Below are 18,006 nucleotides of genomic sequence, written 5' to 3'. Positions count from 1 at the left end.
GCATGAAGCAGCTCATCGAGGCGATCGTGCGAGCGCTCGTCGACAAGCCGGACGAAGTGCAGATCAAGGAAGTGATCGGGGAGCACGCGCATGTGCTCGAGCTGCGCGTCGCGAAGGACGATCTCGGCAAAGTGATCGGCAAGCACGGCGCGCACGCGTCTGCGATTCGCACGATCATGGCGGCCGCGAGTGGCAAAGAGAAGAAGCGGTACATCCTCGAGATCATCGAGTACTGAGGCGCTCGCCGAGTTCGTAACCCGCGATTTCAGTTTCGTACTCGTGGGGACTTCGCCCCTCGCGAGCGCGCCGGCCGAATGCGCCCGCGCCAGCGCGCACTTCGCGCCCCGACTTGCGCGCCGGCGATGGCGCGGCACGTCGTTTGCGAATCGCTCCACGCTGCGGTGAGGTCGATCACGCGCGGAGGGGCCAGTGGAGCAGACGATGGCGTCGCATACGGCAGAGGATCACTTTCGAGCGGGACGCGAGGCGCTGGCGGGTGACGCCGCAGCGGAAGCGCTCGACCACTTTCGGTCGGCGCATCAGATCGATCGCGCGAACCCGCGCTACCGCTCGTTCTACGGACTGTCGATCGCGCTCGTCGAGCGGCGCTTCGACCGCGCGCTCGAGCTGTGCCGGTCGGCCGCGAAAGAGGAGTTCTTCAATCCCGACCTCTATCACAACCTCGCGCGCGTCCACCTCGCGTTCGGCTTCAAAGCTGAGGCGATTCGGTACTTGCGCCGCGGCTTGATGATCGATCCCGCGAATGGCTCGATGCAGAGCGATTTGCGAGATCTCGGAACGCGCGGGCGGCCGCCACTCGGATTCTTGCCGCGCCGGCATCCGCTGAACCGGATGGTGGGCCAGCTGCGCCGCTGGTGGAGCGAACGCGCCGCGCCGGCCCAGCAGAGCGCCTAACAACCGATCGCCCCAACAACTCTCGCCGCGGCGCGGCAGCGCTGCCGGTCTTGCGCGCGGTCGACTCGGGGTGCGCGCGGGATCTCCGTCGGATTCGCCTCGCTGCGCGCTTCGCTGCCGCGTCGTTCTCCGCTCGGCTTCGCCTCGCTGCGCGCGTCGCTTGCGCTAGCGCTTCTTGTGGCGCTGCCGCTTCAGCATCTTGCGCTTCTTGTGCTTGCGCATTTTCTTGCGGCGCTTCTTGACGACGCTTCCCACGACGAGTCCTTCCGAATGAGACGCGGAGAGTTAGGCAGGACGTTTTCGCGAGTCAAGGCGCGCAGCCTCGGTCGCTCGCGGATTCGCAGCTTCGTAGGCAAGGGCATGATTCTTTTGCATTTCTCCCTTGACTCGGCGGAGCGGCAGGGGTTAGTTTCGCTCGCAACTCCCGGCCTAAACGCCGAGAGCAGCGACGGAAGAAGGCGCAGTTGCCTTCAAGTCGCCGGTTCGATCGCCGATGAGGTGCTCGAACCATCAACCAGGGGGTGACCCAGAGATGGCAGCCAAGAAGAAGGGCGGCAAGAAGAAGGCCGCGAAGAAGAAGTAGTCGAGCTCGAAAGAGACGATTACGAAGTCTTCGGACCCCGGCTGGCGGCAACGCCCGCCGGGGTTTCCTGTCTCTGGGCGAGCGCATCTCGGTCGACCCGTTTCGGGGCTCGCCGATCGCCGTTAGCTTGCGCCCCCTTCCGCGTCACCCAGGGAGATTCCGATGGCCCGCATCACGATCGAAGACTGCATCGCGAAAGTGCCGAACCGCTTCGATCTCGTGCAGATGGCGTCGATCCGCGCCAAGCAGCTGCGCAAGGGCGCGCGCACGCTCGTCGACTCCGCCGAGAACAAGGAAGTCGTGACGTCGCTGCGCGAAATCGCGGCGGGCCTCGTGAAGCCCGACTACTCGCAGAGCGAAGAAGGCCCGGCGTAGCGCGAAGGGCCGCGGCCGAGCGGCTGCTAGGTCCCTAACAAGCGAATCGGCACCGTGAACGTGACCGACGTGCCCTGGCCGACTTCGCTGGCGACCTCGACGCTTCCCTCGAGCAGCGTCACGAGCTCGCGCACCAGCGTGAGCCCGAGGCCCGCGCCGCGGTAACGCTGGGAGCTCGCGTCTTCGACTTGGAAGAACTCGTCGAAGATGAACTGGCGGTCGTCCGCGCAGATGCCGATGCCGGTGTCGCGCACCGAGCAGCGCAGCTCGCCACGCGCGACGCTCGCCTCGATCTCGATCTTCCCGCGCGGCGTGAACTTCACGGCGTTGTCGAGCAGCAGGAACAAGATCTGGTTCACCTTCGCGAGATCGGCGCGGAACTTCGGCATCTCGTGGACGGTGCGCTCGATCGTGACGTCGCGTCCGGCGAGCGTGTCCTGCACGCTGAAGATCGCCTCTTCGACCACTTCGCGGAAGTTCACCTCCTGCAGCTGCACCGGCAGCTCGCCCTGCTTGATGCGCCACAGGTCGAGGATGTTCTGCAGCGTGCGCTGGAAGGCCGTGCCGTCGTCGAGCGCCGCGCGCAGGCTCTGCTTGGCGGACTCCGAGAGCTGCTCGTTCTCGCCGGCGAGCACGGCGATGATCGCCTCGATGATGCTGTTCAGCGGCGTGCGCAGCTCGCGCGACATCTTCTCGATGAAGTCGCTCTTCAGGCGCTCGACCTTGCCGAGCTGTTCGCTCTTGCGCAGCAGCTCGATGTCCTGCGCGAAGAGCGCTTCCGAAAGCTTCAGCACTTCTTCGCCGGACTCGCCGGCGGCGTCAGGAGCGTGCTCCTTCTCGAGTCGCTCGATGCGCGCCTCGAGGTGGGCGTGATCGAGCGCGGTCGCGGCGGCCTGCGCGATCAACGCGAGCGTCGCGTTCGCACGCTCGTCGAGCGGCGCCGAGAGACCGACGACGAGCACGCCCCAGCCTCGCTCGCCCACGGTGAGGGGCAGGGCGATCGCCCCGGCACTGACGCGTGACCCGAATCCCTGCACGCCTGCTGCGCGGACCGGCTCGCGCGTCTCGGTGGCCTTCTGTACGAGCGCGTCCGTCGCGCGTGCTGCGCTGCGCGCCTCTTCTGCCGACGCGAAGCCCGCGGCCGCACGCAGAGACGCGGCAACGCCCGCACGGGGTGCGTGGCCGCGCGCGAAGAGCAGGGCGGCGCCGCGTGCGAGCTCGGCGGCGCTGGCGGTCGCGTGCCGCAGTACAGCGGAGAGGGGGTCGCCGCCGGCGCCGCTGGCCGTTTGGGTGACGGTCCGCATCGGTTAGAACCGCACGTCCGAGCCGAAAGCGTCGTCCTTCTCGACGTCGGACCCGCTGACCTCCTCGTCCCCCTCGAGCTGCAGCTTGGTCTGAAAGTCCGTCGGGTTCGACGCCGCCGCGAGCGCGGTCTCGGTGTTGATCTTGTTCGCCTTCAGCAGATCGAGCAGATGCTGATCGAACGTCTGCATGCGCTCTGGCCGGCTTCGCGCGATGTAGTCCGTGAGCTCGGCGGTGCGCGTCGCGTCGCGGATGCACTCCTGGATCGAGCGAGTCGAGCGCAGGATCTCGACCGCCGGCACGCGCGCGTCTTCCTTCTTGTTCACCAGCAGCCGCAGCGAGACGATCGCCTTCACGTTGTCCGCGATGCGCCCGCGTACCGCCAGCTGCTCGTCGACCGGGAAGAATGAAACGAGCCGGTTGATCGTCGAAGCCACGTCCGCCGTGTGAATCGTGGAGAAGACGAGATGCCCGGTCTCCGCAGCCTTCAGCGAGGTGTCGACCGTCTCGAGGTCGCGCATCTCGCCGACCATGATCACGTCGGGGTCCTGGCGCAGGGCCGCGCGCAGCGCCGCCGGAAAGCTCTCGGTGTCGGTGCCGATCTCGCGCTGGCTGATGATCGCCTTCTCGTGCGTGAACACGAACTCGATCGGGTCCTCGATCGTGACGATCTTGCATTTCCGGGCGCGATTCACTTCGTTGATCATCCCCGCGAGCGTGGTGGACTTGCCCATGCCCGTCGCGCCCGTGACGAGGACGAGGCCGCGTCTCACCTGCGCGATGTCCTTCAGCACCGACGGAAGATTCAGCTCGTCGAGCGCCTTGATCTGCAGCGGGATGACGCGCAGCACGATGTTGTAGAAGCGGCGCTGCCGAGAAATGTTGGCGCGGAAGCGGCCCTCGCCGGGCAGCTCGTACGCGAGGTCGACCTCGTTGAAGTCCGTGCGCGCGCGCGGATCGCCCTCGAGCAAGAGCGCGACCATCGCCTCGGTGTCCTGCGCGGAGAGCACCTTGTACCCCAGCTCCACCAGGTTTCCGTTGAAGCGGTAGAGCGGCAGATTTCCGACTTGGAAGTGAATGTCGGATGCGCCCTTCTCGATCCCGAGCCGAAGCAGGCGGTGAAGTTTCTCGCGATCCATGCGCAGCGGGCTCCCCAAACCTCAGGAGGTGGCAAGCGATTCGCTCATTCATCGGCAAACGCGAGGGCTCGCTTGACCGAAACACCGCGCCGCGCCGGTTATGCTCGGCCGCCTGCACGGGAGCAGTCGTGATGCGTCGGGTTGGCTTCGCCGCGGGCGCGGTGTGCGTCGGTTGGTGGCTCGCGGTCGCTGCGCTGGCGCAGGAGTCCGGGGCGCCGCCTGCGGAGCCGGTCGCGGCGGAGCCCGCGGTCGCCCTCGACCAGCTGCTGACCCTGCCCGAGGACCGCACCTACGCGGTGGACAAGAAGGGCGGCCTCACGCGCGGCGAGTGGCGACGGCGCTTCCACGAGGTGCGCGCCGATCTGGTCAAGGAGCGCGAGGCCCTGGAGGCGACCGAGGTGAAGCTCGAGGACGCCGCCGGCGCGGCCTGGTCGGTGAATCCGATCCCCGGCAGCGAGACCGACACCAGCCGCTCGCCCGTCGACTTCCAGCTCCGCACCGAGCTGCGCAGGCACCGCGAGGAGATCGAGCGCCTCGAGCGCAAGCTCCGGCAGCTCGGCATCGAGGCGAACCTCGCGGGCGTGCCCGAGGAGTGGCGCAGTTAGCTCAGAGCCATCGGCCACTCGGTGCCCGGCACGGAGTGGCGGTTTCGGGCTCGGCTACTCGCGTCGCCCCCAGCGCACCGCCGCGGGCACGAACGCGAGCGCCGGCAGCGTCAGCGCACCGGTCAGCGCGAACCACGCGGCGTAGCTCGTCGCGGAGACGACATCGCCCGAGACGCCGCCCACGAGGCGCCCCACGAGCGGCGATAGCGCCGTCAGCACCGCGAACTGCGTGCCCGCGTGCTCGCGCTCGCACGCGCCCACGAGCAGGCTCACCAGCGTCACGCTCGCGACGCCGCCGCAGATCGATTCGGCGAGCGATGCACCCGTCACGGCGGCGAGCGGCGCGCCGGCGACCGCGGCGGCGGCGTATCCGAGGTTCGACGCGGCGGCGAGGGCGCCGCCCACGACGAGCGCCTTCGCGATCGACGTGTGCGCGACGAGCACGCCGCCGAGCGCCGCGCCGAGAATGCCCATGAGTGCGCTGACGCCACTCGGGATCAGGCCGATCTGTGTGAGCGAGTGCCCGTGGTCGCGCCAGAACGGGCCGACCATCGGTCCCATCGCGAGATCGCCGAGGCGGAAGAACACGAGGAATCCGAGCGCGCCGACGAAGCCCGGCCGCGCGAGGCTTCTGAGCCCGCGCAGCCAGTCGGCGCGCTCGCTCGCGACGCCTTGGAGGCGCGGCAGCGCGAGCGAGGCGAGCGCGAACACCGCGATCGCGAGCGCGAACGCGCCGTGCAGCGTGGCCCAGCCGAGCTGGTCGGCGAGCACGAGGCCGCCCGCGCCGAAGGCGAGCTTCCCGACGCGATACACCGCGACGCGCACCGACGAGAGCTGGGCCTCCTCGCCGCGTGCGGTCAGGGCGACGGCCGAAGCGTCGATCGCGATGTCCTGCGTCGCCGAGGCGAGGCAAAACGCGAGGATCAGGACGATCGCTGCGCTGCCCGCCGCGTGCCCGGGAAGCAGCGCGACGGCGCACGCCATCACGACGAGCGCGGCCGTGATCCAGCGCCGCCACTCGCCGACGGCGTCGACGGCGGGCGCCCAGAGCGCCTTCAGCGTCCAGGCGAGACCGAGCAGCGACATGCGCCCGATCGTCTCCAGGCTCGCGCCGGCGTCGCGCAGGTAGACGGGCCACACGTCGGAGAAAATCCCCATCGGGAAGCCCTCGACGAAGTACAGCGCCGCGACGAGCGCGACTTTCCGCCGAAGCTCCACGCGATCCCCCTCCCGCACAGAAGAACACCTCGACGCCGGAAACGCTCGTGGGTACTGTGCGCCGCCTTCCACGAACTCTCGGTGATGCGCGAGGAAACGATGTCGGATCAGCAAGAGCCCAAGGGCAAAGTCGACGCGGTGGCGATCCTCTACATCGTGGGCGGGATCCCCGCGATCGTCGCGTTCGTCCTGATCCTGTTCGCGCTCGTGCGCATGGGCGCCCCGATTCCGGCCTGAAGTCCTGCGGGGCGGCGCTCAACTCGCCGCACGCCTGAGCCGATGCGAACAGGGCCATGCCCTGTCCTCGCGCTGCCCGCCGAATCGTTGCATCTCTGCTGCTCGTCGCGTCACTGACGCCGGGCTGCGCGCACATGCCCATGGCAGATCGCGCGATCGGGCCGTTCGCATACTTCAGCGCCCCGGCTCTCGACGATCCGTGGAGCCCGAAGATCGCCGGCTGGCAGGCGCGCGAGCGCGCCGCGCAGGCCGACGTCGCCGAGGCGCCGGCCTCCGTGTCGGGCGCCCCCGAGGCGGCGGCTGCGCCAGACAGCGCGACGCTGCGCGAGAAGTTCGAGGCGTTCCGGCGCGAGCAGCGCCGCGCGCAGGTGCGCGAGGTGGCCGCGTGGATCCAGGAGAACTCGCGTAGCCACTACCGGCCCGATGGCGCCTTCGACCATTGGGCCACGCTCGAGGAGACGCTCGCCGCGGATGGCGATGACTGCGACGGACTCGAGCTGCTGCCCTTCACGCTGCTGCGCGACCTCGGCATCCCCGAGCAGGAAGTCTTCCGCGCGATCGTCTACCGCGAGAGCGACGGCCAACACCACATGGTCACGCTCTGGTTCGAGAGCCCCGACGACCCCTTCGTGATCGACCCGACCGGCGCAATGACGCGCGGCATGCCGCGCATGTCCGAGGTGCCCGGCTGGGCGCCGCTCAAGCTGTTCAGCGACACGCGCGAGTACACGCCCCGGGAGCTCGCGGCCACGCGCTAGCGCGCGGGCCATGACCTGGGCGCAGCGTTCGATACCGTGCGCGCCCCTGTTAGGGAGCCCGCGCGCGTGGACCGGCGAGACGAGAACGGCGAGTTGTTATTGCCCGTGATCGAGAAAGAGAACGATCACCCCTGCTTCGAGTGCGCCAAGTGCTGCACCTACGTCGCGGTCGAGATCGACGGGCCGACGACGCCGAAGGAGTACGACCAGGTCGTCTGGTACCTCTACCACGCGAACGTCGAGGTCTTCGTCGACTGGGACGACGCGTGGCACGTGCTGTTCCGCACGCGCTGCGAGCATCTCTCGCCCGCCGGGCTCTGCGGCGTGTACGAAGCACGCCCCGCCATCTGCAAAGACTTCGACTGGCGCGAGTGCGAGCAGCGCTTCACGCCCGCCGACGGCCCGCCCGACAAGCTCGCGTGGGTGAGCGCGGGCGAGTTCCTCGCGTGGCTCGAGAAGACGCGGCCGCGCGCCTTCGCGCGCTACCAGGCGCACGTCGCAAAGAAGCACGCGACCGGCCACGAGCGCGAGCTGCTGCGGGTTCGCGCGAAGTCGCGCGCGCGCTAGCTAGCCGCGGCGCGCGGGGCTGCGTCATGCTGCGCGCATGGACACCATCCAGCGCAAGCTCGACTCCGAGAAGCTCAAGGAATACGCCAAGCACGTCTTCGGCCTGCTGAACGGCGCGGTCACCTCGTCGCTCGTCTACCTCGGCGACGAGCTCGGCCTCTACCGCGCGCTCGCGGAGGGCGGCCCCGCGACGTCCCAGGAGCTCGCCGGCCGCACGAAGCTCGCGGAGCGCTGGGTGCGCGAGTGGCTCTACAACCAGGGCGCGGCGCGAATTCTCGACACGCTGCCCGACGGCCGCTTCGCGCTCTCGCCCGAAGGCGCCGCGGTGCTCGCGAACGAGCGCCACCCCGCGTTCGGCGCGGGCATGTTCTCGCAGCTGCCGAAGACCCTCGCGCTGGTGGAGCAGCTGCGCGGCGCGTTCCAGAGCGGCGTGGGCTTGCCCTACGACGCGATCGGTCCCGAGGGCGCGCGCGGCATCGAGCGTGGCTTCGCGCCCTGGGTGAAGAACTTCCTCGTGCGCGTGGGCGTGCCCGCGATCGAGGGCCTGAAGGCGAAGCTCGAGGCGGGCGCGAAAGCGGCCGACGTCGGCTGCGGCTCGGGCGCCGCGCTGATCGAGCTCGCGAAGGCGTTTCCGAGGAGCGACTTCCACGGCTACGAGCTGTCTCGCTTCGCGCTCGCGCGAGCCGAGGAGAACAAGCGCGCGGCCGGCGTCACGAACGTGACGTTCCATCACGTCGACGAGGAGCCGCTGCCGGCGGACGGCTCGTTCGCGCTCGCGCTCACCTTCGACTGCCTGCACGACATGACGCATCCCGAGCGTGCGCTGGCCGCGATCCGAAGAGCGCTCGCGCCCGATGGCGTGCTCTGGATCGCCGACATCAAGGCGCTGCCGACTTATCAGGAAAACGTGGCGAAGAACCCGATGGCGTCGCTGATGTACGGCTTCTCGGTGCTCACCTGCATGTCGTCCGCACTCTCGGAGCCGGGCGGCCTAGGCCTCGGCACGCTCGGCTTTCACGAGGGCTGTGCGCGCGAGATGACCGGGGCAGCAGGCTTCACGCGCTTCAAGCGCCTCGACATCGATCACGCGGTGAACGCGTTCTACGAAGCGAGGCCCTGAAGCCGCGTCGGCTCCGCTCGCGCCGCGCGTGCAGAGCGCGAGTCGTTACCGGTCATCTTCCTCGTCTTCCGGCGCTTGCTCGATGCGCAGGCTGCGGCGCTCCTTCTCGGCTTCGGCGGTCGCCGCCTCGCGCTCGCGCTTGATCTTGATCTCGAGCTCCTTGCGCGCGGTCTCGGCCGCCTCGCGCTCCGCTTCGATGCGCCCGCGCTTGATCGCGATCAGGCGCCGCTCGAGCAGGCGATTGCGCATCGCCACGAGCTCGCGCGGCAGCGTCGCGGAGGGCGCGCCGGGCGCGTAGCTCACGGTCACTTCTTCGCGCGCGAACGTGCCGTCCGTCGCCTTCGCCACGACCTCGAGGCGATTGAGCCCCGGTTGCACCGGGACGAGCGCGCCGAACGAGCCGTCGGCGTTGATGATCGTCTCGCTCGCGCCGGAACCGTTCGTCAGGTTCTTGATCTCGAGCGACTCGAGGTTCGCGAAGTTCACTTGCTCGACGACGTTCGGGAGGTCACCGGGCGTGCTCACGGGGAAGAAGTAGCCGCCGGTGTAGGCCGCGAGCTGAACGCACGTGATCGGGTTATCGAGCGCTTCCTTGCCGATCGCGAACGTGTGGATCTGCACGTCCGCGCGGCGCGCCTGCGAGGCCGCGCGCAGCACGGAGCGCGTGTTCTCGGAGCTGAACTCCATCGGGTACGGCGCGGTGGGCCGGCCGTCGGTGAAGAACATCACGACCTTCTGGCTGCCGGAGTCCGGCTTCGAGAGGCTGCCGCGGAAGCCGCGCAGCTCGCGCACCGCCATGCGCACCGCCTCGGTGATGTTCGTCGCGCCCTGCGGCCCGCGCTTGAAGATGCGGTCGAGCGACTTGCCGACGCGCTCGAAGTTCGTGGTGAGCGGTTCCTCGGTGATCGCGGCGGGCATGTTGCTCTCGTAGATCATGCCCGTGTACGGGTCGCGCTGACCCGACTCGCCCGCGAAGGAGACGACTCCGACGCGCGTGTTGCGCGGGTCGAGGCTCTCGATCACGCGCTTCGCCGCGGCGATCTCGGCGGCGAGAATCGAATCGCCGGGGTCGGATTGCTTGAAGATGCCCGAGAGCCCCGACGCGCCGACGACGCCGTTGCCGTTGATGTCCGCACCCGAGGCGCCGCTCGTCGAGCTCGAGGTGTCGATCACGACGATGACGTCGAAACGCTTGAACTCGCCGAGCAGCGCGAGCGCGCGGCCCGCAAGAAAGGCGCCTTCGGGGCTGCCCACGATCCCGCCGTCGTGCGGCTCCTCGATCTCGAGCTTCAGCGTCGTCGAGAGCGCGCCCGCCTCGCCGAGCAGCGCCTCGCCCTGTGCGAGCTCGCGCTCTTCGCCGATGTCGACGTCGTCGCCGACGGACGGCGCCTTCGCGACCGCGTCGATCTCCTCCTTCGGCGCGAGGTGCACGAACTTCGCGAACGCTTCGCCGCGCCCGGCTGCGAGCGGCTTCGTCATCGCCGAGAGGACCGCGCCGATCGGCGCGATGCCGAGTCGCAGCGTGCCCTCGTTCTCCTCGGGCCAGGCGGCTTCGAGGATTCCGATGACCTGGTCGCCGGGATACCGCACGACCGGCGCGCCGCCCCAGCCGCGCAGATCTGCGGGTACGTCGAGGCGCACCTCGATGCGGCCCTCGGTCGCGGCCCGCACGGTGCCGAAGAGGTCGTCCTCGTCGGCGCTGGTGCCGCTCGGCACGCCGAGGATGCGCACGCGCTGATTGAGCGTGCTCTGTACGGGGTTCACGTCGGGCTCGAGCACGCGCACGCCGCTCGGCTTCAGGTCGAGTGCGAACACCATGAAGTCCTCGGACAGCACGCCCTCCGTCGCCGACGAGAACGCCTTGCCCGGCGCGACGAGGAAGCGGCTCGAGACGCTCGCGCGGCGCTTCGTGCGCGCGGTCTCGAAGCTGACCTCGGTCGTGCGTACGAGCTTTCCGATCTCGAACTGGTGCGCGGTCGCCACCGCCACGGCGCCCTCGTCGTTCTTCGCGGCGATGAAGAACGCGGTGCCCGCGGTGAACACTTCTTTGCCCACCTGCATGCGCGGTCGCACGACGGCGGGGTCCGCTGCGAGTGCGGCGGCACCGATTAGGGAGACGAGGGCGAACGTCAGAAGGCGCGGTGACTTCATGGGCCGGCCAAGATAAGGGAGCGACTCGGTGCTGCCAGAAACGCGCGCAGGGCTCCAGGTTCCGCGCGGCTTCCGATACGTTGCGACCTCGGGGGGAGTTTCGTGAGAGCACTCACGCTCGCGTGCGCGCTCGCGCTTTCGACGGCGCCAGCGCTCGGAGAGACGCCGCGCGCGCGCGATCGCTTCGATCGCGTCGTGATCGACGCCGGCCACGGCGGCGACGACCGCGGCGCCGAAGGGCCCGCAGGCCTCGTCGAGAAGGAGCTCGTGCTCGACCTCGCGCAGCGGCTCGCGAAGAAGCTGCGCGCGCGCGGCATCGCGGTCTCGCACACGCGCGCGGGCGACGCGTTCGTCTCGCTCGACGAGCGCACGCGCATCGCCAACGCCGCGGGTGCGGATCTGTTCCTGTCGATTCACGCCAACGCCTCGCGCAGCGCGAGCGTGCGCGGCATCGAGACGTTCTTTGCCTCGCCCGAAGCGAGTGACGAGGCAGCGGAAGAGCTTGCGCGCGCCGAGAACGCGGCTTTCGGCGCCGGCGCGGCGAAGCTCGCAGAAGGCGACCCCGTGCTCGCGATCCTCGGCGACCTGCTCGCGACGCAGCATCTCGCCGACTCGCAGGCGTTCGCGCGCCTCGCGCAGGGCGAGCTCTCGCGCGGCGCCGCTCGCTCGCGCGGCGTGAAGCAGGCGCCGTTCGTCGTGCTGATGGGCGTGCGCATGCCGGCGGTTCTCGTCGAGGTGGGCTTCATTACCAACCCGAGCGACGAGAAGGCGTTGCGCAAAGGCGCGGAGCGCGAGCGCATCGCGAGCGGGCTCGCGCGCGCGATCGCCGCGTTTCGCGAGCAGCAAGACGCGCGCGCGGGAATGAAGGCCGCAAGCGGAGGCGAGTGATGAAGAGGCTCGATGGGCGTCTGCCCGAGCAGCTGCGGACGGTGAGACTGATCCCGGACTTCACCGACAATCCCCTCGCTTCGGTGCTGTGCGAGTTCGGCGCGACCAAGGTGCTGTGCACGGTGTGCGTCGAGGAGACCGTGCCGCGCTTTCTCCAGAAGCAAGGCAAGGGCTGGGTCACCGCGGAGTACTCGCTGCTGCCGGGCTCGACGGATCGCCGCACCGAGCGCGAGGCGGCGAAGGGCAAGCAGTCCGGCCGCACGCTCGAGATCCAGCGCCTGATCGGCCGCAGCCTGCGCGCGATCGTCGAGCCCGCGGCGCTCGGCGAGCGCACGCTGTGGGTCGACTGCGACGTGCTGCAGGCCGACGGTGGCACGCGCACCGCCTCGATCACGGGCGCCTACACCGCGCTCGCGCTCGCCACGCATCGGCTGCGTCGCCGCGGCGCGATCGACAAGAGCCCGCTGCGCGACTCGATCGCGGCCGTGTCCGTGGGCGTCGTCGGTGGTCGCGTCGTGCTCGACTTGCCGTACGAGGAGGACTCGCGCGCCGAGGTGGACATGAACGTCGTGGCGACGGGCAGTGGGCGGCTCGCGGAAGTGCAGGGCACCGGCGAGGGCGCGACGTTCTCCCGCGAGGAGCTCGAGCAGATGACTTCGCTCGCGCTCGCGGGCATCGCGGAGCTGACGCGCCTCCAGCGCGCCGCGCTCGAAGCCGCGGGCGTGACCCCCTAACGAGCGATGCCGACGCGCCTGCTGATCGCCACGGGCAACCGCGGCAAGCTGCGCGAGCTCGCCGTGCTGCTCGGCGATGGCTTCGCGCCCGAGAGCCTCGCGGCGCATCCCGAGGTGAAGCTGCCGCCCGAAGGCTCGGACTACGCCGCCAACGCGCTCGCGAAGGCGCGCAGCGCGGCCCGCGCGAGCGGCCTGCCCGCGCTCGCCGACGACTCCGGCATCGAGGTGGAAGCGCTCGGTTTCGCGCCGGGTCCGCTCTCCGCGCGCTACGGCGGCGACGCCCTCGACGACGCGGGCCGCGTGCAGTTGTTACTGCGCGAGCTCGCGGAGCGCGGCCCGAGCGCGTCGCGCGCTGCGCGCTTCGTCTGCCTCGCCGCGCTCGCGCTGCCGAGCGGCGAGACGTGGCAGGGGCGCGGCGAGTGCGCCGGGCGCATTCTCGAAGCGCCGCGCGGCGCCGGCGGCTTCGGCTACGACCCGGTGTTCGCGCCCGCCGGCGAGGAGCGCAGCATGGCCGAGCTCGCCGAGGCGGAGAAGAACCGCATCTCGCATCGCGCCCGCGCGCTGGTGGCGCTCGCACCCGCGCTCGCGCTGCTCCCGGAGCGCTAGGGCCGGCTCGCGAAGAGCGACCCGAGCACCTCTTCCGGCGTGCGGCGCGCGGGATCGAAGCGCGCGACCTCGTGCAGGAGCCGCGCACTCGCGCGGCCTTCGAGCGGCGCCGCGCCGACGCTCGCGAGGAACTCGCTGAGGCCAGCGCGGCAGAACGCGCCGAGCGCAGCCGCCGATTCGAGGTGGCGCGCGCACGCTTCCCACAGCGCATGGCGCGGGACGCGCTCGCCGATCGCGAGCGACAGCTCGATCGCGAAGTGGTCGAAGCGGCGGCGCTGCGGCGTGGTCATGCGGGGGAGTGGCTCGCGCGGGGCCGCGGGTGACTCGCTCGCGGCTACGGTCGCGCCCATGTCTCGCTCGCATTCGGCGCTCGCCCTCGCGCTGGTCCTCGCGCTCGCTGCTTGTGCGCCGCCCTCGCCCCCGGACGCGCCGGCAACGCAGGTGCAGCTCGCGCCGATCGCGCCGGAAGCGCTCGCTCCGTTCGTCGCGCGCGTCGAGGCCGTGCGCGGCGCGCGCTTCACCGAGCCCGTGCGCGCGTTCGAGATCGCGCCCGCCGACGTCGAGCGGCTGCTCGACGCCGAGATCGACCGCTTCGCCCCTCGCGAGCAGCTCGCGGCCGAGTCGCGCCTCGCCGCGGCGCTCGGCCTCGTGCCGCCGGGGGCCGATCTGCGCGCACTGCTGCTCGAGCTCGCGAGCGGCAGCATCGCCGGGATGTACTCGCAGGCGGATCGCGCCTTCTACGCCGTCGCCGGCGCGGAGTCGGCGGGTGCCGCGAGCGGCGGCTCGCTCGAAGTGCACGAGCTCGTGCACGCGCTGCAAGATCAGCGCGGCGAGCTGTTAGGCGCGCTGTTCGGCCTCGCCGGCGACGACGACATCGCGTTCGCGCTCTCCGCGCTGCTCGAAGGTGAGGCCACCTGGGTGGAGCTGCACGATGCTGCGGCGCGCGGCGGCCCCGCGCCGCCGGATCCTGCCGCCTTCGACGTGCAGTTCCGCGCCCAGATCGCGTCCTTGGACGGCTTCCCGCGCCTCCTCGCGGAGTCCACCACGGCGACATATCCGCTCGGCTATGCGCTCGCCGACCGCCTCGCGCGGCGCGGCGGCCCTCCCGCGCTCGACGCCGCCGCTGCGGACCCGCCGCTCAGCAGCGAAGAGCTGCTGCACCCAGCGCAGTACCTGGATGCCTCGCAGCGCACGCCGCTCGCGCAGCTTCCGCGCGCGCCGCGCGTGCCCGGCTGCCGCGTCGTGGCCACCAACACGTATGGAGAGCTCGGCGCGCGCGTGTGGCTGCTCGATCGCTGCGCGTCTGCGGCGGCCGCGGAAATCGGCGGCGCGGGCTGGGATGGCGATCGCGCGTGGCTGCTCGCGTGCAGAGGCGAGGAGGGCGCGGCCTGGCTCGTGCAGCTCGACGAGCCCGCCGCGGCCGAGCGCCTGGCGCGCGTCGTGAGATCGCGCGCCGCCGTGCTCGGCACGCTCTTCGTCGAGGCGAGCGGGCGCCGCATCCTGCTCGCGTCGAACCTCGCCGCGCCGCAGCGCGCGCAGCTGCTCGCACTCGCCGAGGAGCCCCGCATCGCGAGCTTCGCCGCGTACCTGCGCGCGCATCCCGAAGTGTCGGCGCGCATGCGCGAGCTGCGCCGATGACGCGCATGCTCGGGTTGGCGCTCGCAATCGGCGCAGCGGCGGCGTGCATGGCTCCACCCGCGAGCAGCGCCGCCGGACCGCCAGCGCAGGCGCGCGAGCTCGTCTACTTCCCCCGCGGCGACTGCGAAACCGAGACGATCGAGCTCGAGCTCTACGACCGCGCGTCCGCCGCGTGGATCCCGCACCCCGAGCATCCACGCCTAACAACCGGCCAATGCGTCGCCCTCGACGCCAGCTCCCTCCTCAACGAGCTCCGCCTCCGCTGCATCGACCCCGCCGGCAAAGCTCCCCCCTCAGACTGGATCACCGGCTTCGAAGTCGCGCACGGCGATCCATGCAGCAACCGGAGCTCGCAAGCAGCCAACGCCCAAGCCACGAGCTGACTGGGCGCAAGCCAGAGCAACCAAGACCGACGCGCCACGCAAACGCCAGAACACCCTCGCAGTCGAACGCTCCACCCAAGCATGTCGGCCGAGACCGCAAGCGAAGCGCGCAGCAAACCGCGGAGTCTTCGACGCGGTTTGCGAAGTCGACAAGCAAGAGGCGCTGGATCTCGGTGTCGAGAAACGGCAAGACGCCCCGCACCCCACCTACCCCGTAAACCGCCCCAGCTCCCGTTCCAGCGCCGCGCTGCGTTAGTGCAGCGCCTTCACCGTCGCGCGCATCGACTCGGCGCGGCGCGTGGTTTCGGCAGCGCCATCGCGGAAGACGTGCGTCGCCTCGAGGATGTGGCCGGCGGCGGCGCGCTGGGATTCGGCGCCGTCGCGAATCTGCGTGAGCGCCGTCGCGACGCTCTCGACGGCGCGCGACGAGACGCGGCTCTGGTCCGAGAGGTCGCCCGTCGAGCGCTTCAGGCCCTCTGCGAGATCGCGCACGGTCTCGATGCCGCGCTGAATGTCGCCGCCCGCGTTGTCCTGCTCGCGCGTCGCGCGGCCGATCTCGTCGACCATCGTGCGCACGCGCATCAGCTCCGCCGAAAACGTCTCGATGCCGCGCACCTGATCCTCGGCCGCGCGCGCGATTGCGTCGACCGCGCCGCTCGAGCGCTCGGCGCTCGTGCGAATCACGCGCAGCGCAGCGCCGGCCTCCTCCGAGCGCCGCGTGCCTTCGCGCACGCGCTCTGCGCCGGACGAGGTCGCTGCCACGGCGGCGTCGATGCCCTTCAGCACGGAGCCGATGGAGCTGCCGATCTCGCGCGCGGATGCGGCGGTGCGCTTGGCGAGGCCCTTCACTTCGGCCGCCACGACCGAGAAAGCTTGTCCGTGCGAGCCGGCCTGCGACGCGATGATCGCGGCGTTGAGCGCGAGCAGGTTCGTCTGATCCGCGACTTCCTCGATGACCCGCAGCACCTGCTCGATCGCCTTCGAGCGCTGCGCGAGGTCGCCGACGATGCGCTCGACCTCGCCGAATCCGTGCGCGACGGCGCCCATCCCGGAGACGACTTGGTCTACCGCCGCCTCGCCGCTGCGGGCTGCGTCGGCGGCCTGCTGCGTCGCATCGCGGCTCTCGCGCGCGTTGCTCTCGACTTCGCGCAGGGCCTGATCGAGCGAGAGCATCGCGTCGGCGGTGGATTTGGTGGCATCGCCGAGTTGGCTCGCGTTGCCGGCGATCTGGCGCACGGCGGCCGTGAGCTCGAGCACCGAGGCAGCGGTTTCGTCCACCGTCTCGAACAGCTGGTTCACGCCGCTCGCCGAAGCGGTGAGGGCGCGGTCGGTCGCGGCGGTGGTGTCGCTCGCCTGCTTCGCGCTCTCCGCGAGAACTCCCGTCGTGCGGCTCAGCTCGGCGACCTGGGTGCTCAGCTGCTCCACGGAGGTCGCGGTGTCGGCTGCGGCGCCTTCGTGTTGGCGCGCGTCGTCGAGCATCGCGTTGCCTGCGTCGGAGAGGCGCTTCGCTTCGCCCGCGATGGCGTGCGAGCTCTCGCGCGCCTGCGCGACGAGGGCACGCAGGCTCTGGCCCATGCGATTGAAGCTGCTTGCGAGTCCGCCGATCTCGTCTTCGCGCGCGATCTTGGCTTCGGCGCGTAGGTCTCCGCCCGCCATCGCCTCGGCGCTGCGGGCGAGCTCCGCGAGAGGGCGTGCGATCTCGTCGCGCAAACGGCCCGAGAGCACGGCGGCGATCGCGAACGCGCCGAGCGCGATCGCAGTCATCACGGCCGCCATCGAGGCGATCTGCGCGAATGCGCCGTTCAAGCTCGTGCTCAGCACCAGCGTGCCGAGCGAGCGGCTGCCCGAGCTGATCGAAGCCTTCCAAACGGACTGATTGGCGAGCAGGGAGGCGCCGGACGCTTGCTCGGGGAGCGCGGCGACATCCTCCGGGATCTCGCCCCACGACGCAAAGACTTCACCCGAGGGCTTCACGAGAACGGCGTACGCCGCGTCGGGCTGATTGGCGAGCGTCGCGAGGGCTTCCGCTGCGGCATCGGCGTCGTCGAACTCGAACGCGGCCTGCGAGAACGTCGAGATCACCTCGCCGACGGTCGCGAGGCTGCGCTCCGCATCGCGCGTCACCACGTAAGCCTCGAGCGCGAGCATCGCCGCCAACGCGACGCCGAGCGCACCGCCGGTCGCGAGCAGCATGGAGCGCGTGAGCGCGGCGCGAAGCGACGTCTGCTGGCTCATTCGAAGCTCGAGGCAAGCCGCATCAGCTTCGAGCTGAGCTTGAGGCCGCGCCTCGCGACGTCGCCGCGGTTCACTGCGAACGCGGCGCGGCCGGACTCCAGGCGAATCGCGATGTCGGTGTCGGCGAGCTTCGTCGGCTTCTCGCTGATGCGGATCGGCTTCGCGCTGGCGAGCGCTCTCGACTCGTCGGGCGAGGAGACGAACACGATGTGCGCTCCAGCGGCGCTTGCGGCGTCCGCGGCGGCGCGAACCTCGAAGGCGCGCCCTTCGAGGACCTGGCCATTCGCCAGTGCGCGCATCCGTTCAGCGAGCGCGGGGTTGCCGACGACGGCGACGACGATGGGAGCTGTCGGAGAGGCGAACGCTCCGTCCGGCCAAGTCACGTACTTGCTGAGCAACAGGATGAACGTCGCGCGGATTTGATCCTCCGCGGAGTTCGCGAGCGCTGGCGCCGCGCTCAGCGCGAGAATGCTGAGCAGCGAGATTGCGAGATGGCGCAACGAACGACGCATCCCCCCCCCCCCCCCCCCCCCCCCCGCGGGGGCGCTCTCT

At 70.5% G+C, this 18,006-nt stretch carries 21 protein-coding genes; 13 read left to right on the top strand and 8 right to left on the bottom strand.

Features of this window, described 5'->3' with window-relative positions; translation table 11 throughout:
- Positions 1-2 precede the first annotated feature (2 nt).
- Both FJ091_14965 and FJ091_14960 read left to right on the top strand, forming a co-directional pair.
- Positions 3-236 (top strand): KH domain-containing protein, encoded by a 234-nt coding sequence (locus FJ091_14965; GenBank protein ID MBM4384652.1) that lies wholly within the window; start codon positions 3-5, stop codon positions 234-236.
- 205 nt (positions 237-441) lie between these two features.
- Positions 442-915 carry a hypothetical protein gene (locus FJ091_14960; protein ID MBM4384651.1) on the top strand — a complete coding sequence of 158 codons (474 nt, stop codon included), beginning with the start codon at positions 442-444 and terminating at the stop codon, positions 913-915.
- A gap of 165 nt (positions 916-1,080) precedes the next feature.
- Here the strand turns inward: FJ091_14960 and FJ091_14955 are convergent, their stop codons facing one another.
- The gene (locus FJ091_14955) at positions 1,081-1,170 is read right to left on the bottom strand and encodes an AURKAIP1/COX24 domain-containing protein (GenBank protein ID MBM4384650.1); all 90 of its coding nucleotides are present in this window, start codon (positions 1,168-1,170) and stop codon (positions 1,081-1,083) included.
- 490 nt (positions 1,171-1,660) lie between these two features.
- On the opposite strand from FJ091_14955, the gene FJ091_14950 reads away from it, so the two are divergent.
- Entirely contained in the window at positions 1,661-1,873 is a 213-nt protein-coding gene (locus FJ091_14950; GenBank protein ID MBM4384649.1) for a DNA-directed RNA polymerase subunit omega, read from the top strand.
- 26 nt (positions 1,874-1,899) lie between these two features.
- Here the strand turns inward: FJ091_14950 and FJ091_14945 are convergent, their stop codons facing one another.
- Both FJ091_14945 and FJ091_14940 read right to left on the bottom strand, forming a co-directional pair.
- A complete protein-coding gene (locus FJ091_14945) occupies positions 1,900-3,177 on the bottom strand; it encodes a HAMP domain-containing histidine kinase (protein ID MBM4384648.1) in 1,278 nt (425 codons plus the stop codon).
- Between the two features lie 3 nt (positions 3,178-3,180).
- The gene (locus tag FJ091_14940; GenBank protein ID MBM4384647.1) at positions 3,181-4,314 is read right to left on the bottom strand and encodes a PilT/PilU family type 4a pilus ATPase; all 1,134 of its coding nucleotides are present in this window, start codon (positions 4,312-4,314) and stop codon (positions 3,181-3,183) included.
- A gap of 131 nt (positions 4,315-4,445) precedes the next feature.
- Between FJ091_14940 and FJ091_14935 the strand changes: the two genes are divergently transcribed.
- The gene (locus FJ091_14935) at positions 4,446-4,919 is read left to right on the top strand and encodes a hypothetical protein (protein MBM4384646.1); all 474 of its coding nucleotides are present in this window, start codon (positions 4,446-4,448) and stop codon (positions 4,917-4,919) included.
- Positions 4,920-4,973: 54 nt separating this feature from the next.
- On the opposite strand, the gene FJ091_14930 is transcribed toward FJ091_14935, so the two are convergent.
- Positions 4,974-6,137, bottom strand: a complete 1,164-nt coding sequence (locus tag FJ091_14930) for an MFS transporter (protein MBM4384645.1) — start codon at positions 6,135-6,137, stop codon at positions 4,974-4,976.
- Between the two features lie 84 nt (positions 6,138-6,221).
- Here FJ091_14930 and FJ091_14925 point away from each other — a divergent pair, with 84 nt between their 5' ends.
- From FJ091_14925 to FJ091_14910, 4 genes are all read left to right on the top strand, one after another.
- The gene (locus FJ091_14925; protein ID MBM4384644.1) at positions 6,222-6,374 is read left to right on the top strand and encodes a hypothetical protein; all 153 of its coding nucleotides are present in this window, start codon (positions 6,222-6,224) and stop codon (positions 6,372-6,374) included.
- A 140-nt stretch (positions 6,375-6,514) separates the two neighbouring features.
- Complete coding sequence (locus FJ091_14920; protein MBM4384643.1) at positions 6,515-7,132, top strand: hypothetical protein; 618 nt, start codon at positions 6,515-6,517, stop codon at positions 7,130-7,132.
- 66 nt (positions 7,133-7,198) lie between these two features.
- Positions 7,199-7,699: a YkgJ family cysteine cluster protein gene (locus FJ091_14915; GenBank protein ID MBM4384642.1), complete on the top strand. Its 501-nt coding sequence runs from the start codon at positions 7,199-7,201 to the stop codon at positions 7,697-7,699.
- Between the two features lie 37 nt (positions 7,700-7,736).
- Entirely contained in the window at positions 7,737-8,819 is a 1,083-nt protein-coding gene (locus tag FJ091_14910) for a methyltransferase domain-containing protein (GenBank protein MBM4384641.1), read from the top strand.
- Between the two features lie 45 nt (positions 8,820-8,864).
- On the opposite strand, the gene FJ091_14905 is transcribed toward FJ091_14910, so the two are convergent.
- Positions 8,865-10,970, bottom strand: a complete 2,106-nt coding sequence (locus FJ091_14905; GenBank protein ID MBM4384640.1) for a VWA domain-containing protein — start codon at positions 10,968-10,970, stop codon at positions 8,865-8,867.
- Between the two features lie 102 nt (positions 10,971-11,072).
- Between FJ091_14905 and FJ091_14900 the strand changes: the two genes are divergently transcribed.
- From FJ091_14900 to rdgB, 3 genes are read left to right on the top strand one after another with little or no spacing between them, the layout of a single operon-like run.
- Positions 11,073-11,858 carry an N-acetylmuramoyl-L-alanine amidase gene (locus FJ091_14900; GenBank protein ID MBM4384639.1) on the top strand — a complete coding sequence of 262 codons (786 nt, stop codon included), beginning with the start codon at positions 11,073-11,075 and terminating at the stop codon, positions 11,856-11,858.
- Positions 11,858-12,592 carry a ribonuclease PH gene (gene rph, locus FJ091_14895; protein MBM4384638.1) on the top strand — a complete coding sequence of 245 codons (735 nt, stop codon included), beginning with the start codon at positions 11,858-11,860 and terminating at the stop codon, positions 12,590-12,592. The genes FJ091_14900 and rph overlap by 1 nt, the downstream gene beginning before the upstream one ends.
- Positions 12,593-12,598: 6 nt before the next feature.
- A complete protein-coding gene (gene rdgB / locus FJ091_14890) occupies positions 12,599-13,198 on the top strand; it encodes an RdgB/HAM1 family non-canonical purine NTP pyrophosphatase (protein ID MBM4384637.1) in 600 nt (199 codons plus the stop codon).
- Here the strand turns inward: rdgB and FJ091_14885 are convergent.
- The gene (locus FJ091_14885; GenBank protein MBM4384636.1) at positions 13,195-13,488 is read right to left on the bottom strand and encodes a hypothetical protein; all 294 of its coding nucleotides are present in this window, start codon (positions 13,486-13,488) and stop codon (positions 13,195-13,197) included. The genes rdgB and FJ091_14885 overlap by 4 nt on opposite strands.
- Positions 13,489-13,546: 58 nt before the next feature.
- On the opposite strand from FJ091_14885, the gene FJ091_14880 reads away from it, so the two are divergent.
- On the top strand, positions 13,547-14,836 hold the full coding sequence (locus FJ091_14880; GenBank protein ID MBM4384635.1) for a hypothetical protein: 1,290 nt from the start codon (positions 13,547-13,549) through the stop codon (positions 14,834-14,836).
- Positions 14,833-15,219, top strand: coding sequence for a hypothetical protein (locus tag FJ091_14875; GenBank protein ID MBM4384634.1), 387 nt, complete (start codon positions 14,833-14,835; stop codon positions 15,217-15,219). The genes FJ091_14880 and FJ091_14875 overlap by 4 nt, the downstream gene beginning before the upstream one ends.
- A 252-nt stretch (positions 15,220-15,471) precedes the next feature.
- Here the strand turns inward: FJ091_14875 and FJ091_14870 are convergent, their stop codons facing one another.
- Both FJ091_14870 and FJ091_14865 read right to left on the bottom strand, forming a co-directional pair.
- A complete protein-coding gene (locus tag FJ091_14870) occupies positions 15,472-17,454 on the bottom strand; it encodes a HAMP domain-containing protein (GenBank protein MBM4384633.1) in 1,983 nt (660 codons plus the stop codon).
- Entirely contained in the window at positions 17,451-17,966 is a 516-nt protein-coding gene (locus tag FJ091_14865; GenBank protein ID MBM4384632.1) for a YfiR family protein, read from the bottom strand. The genes FJ091_14870 and FJ091_14865 overlap by 4 nt, the downstream gene beginning before the upstream one ends.
- Between the last annotated feature and the right edge of the window lie 40 nt (positions 17,967-18,006).

The sequence above is a fragment of the Deltaproteobacteria bacterium genome, from assembly GCA_016875395.1.
In the GTDB taxonomy this organism is placed as follows: Bacteria; Myxococcota_A; UBA9160; order UBA9160; family UBA6930; genus VGRF01.
Note: the sequence above shows the minus strand (reverse complement) of the source record. Positions and strands in the feature narration are given on the sequence as shown.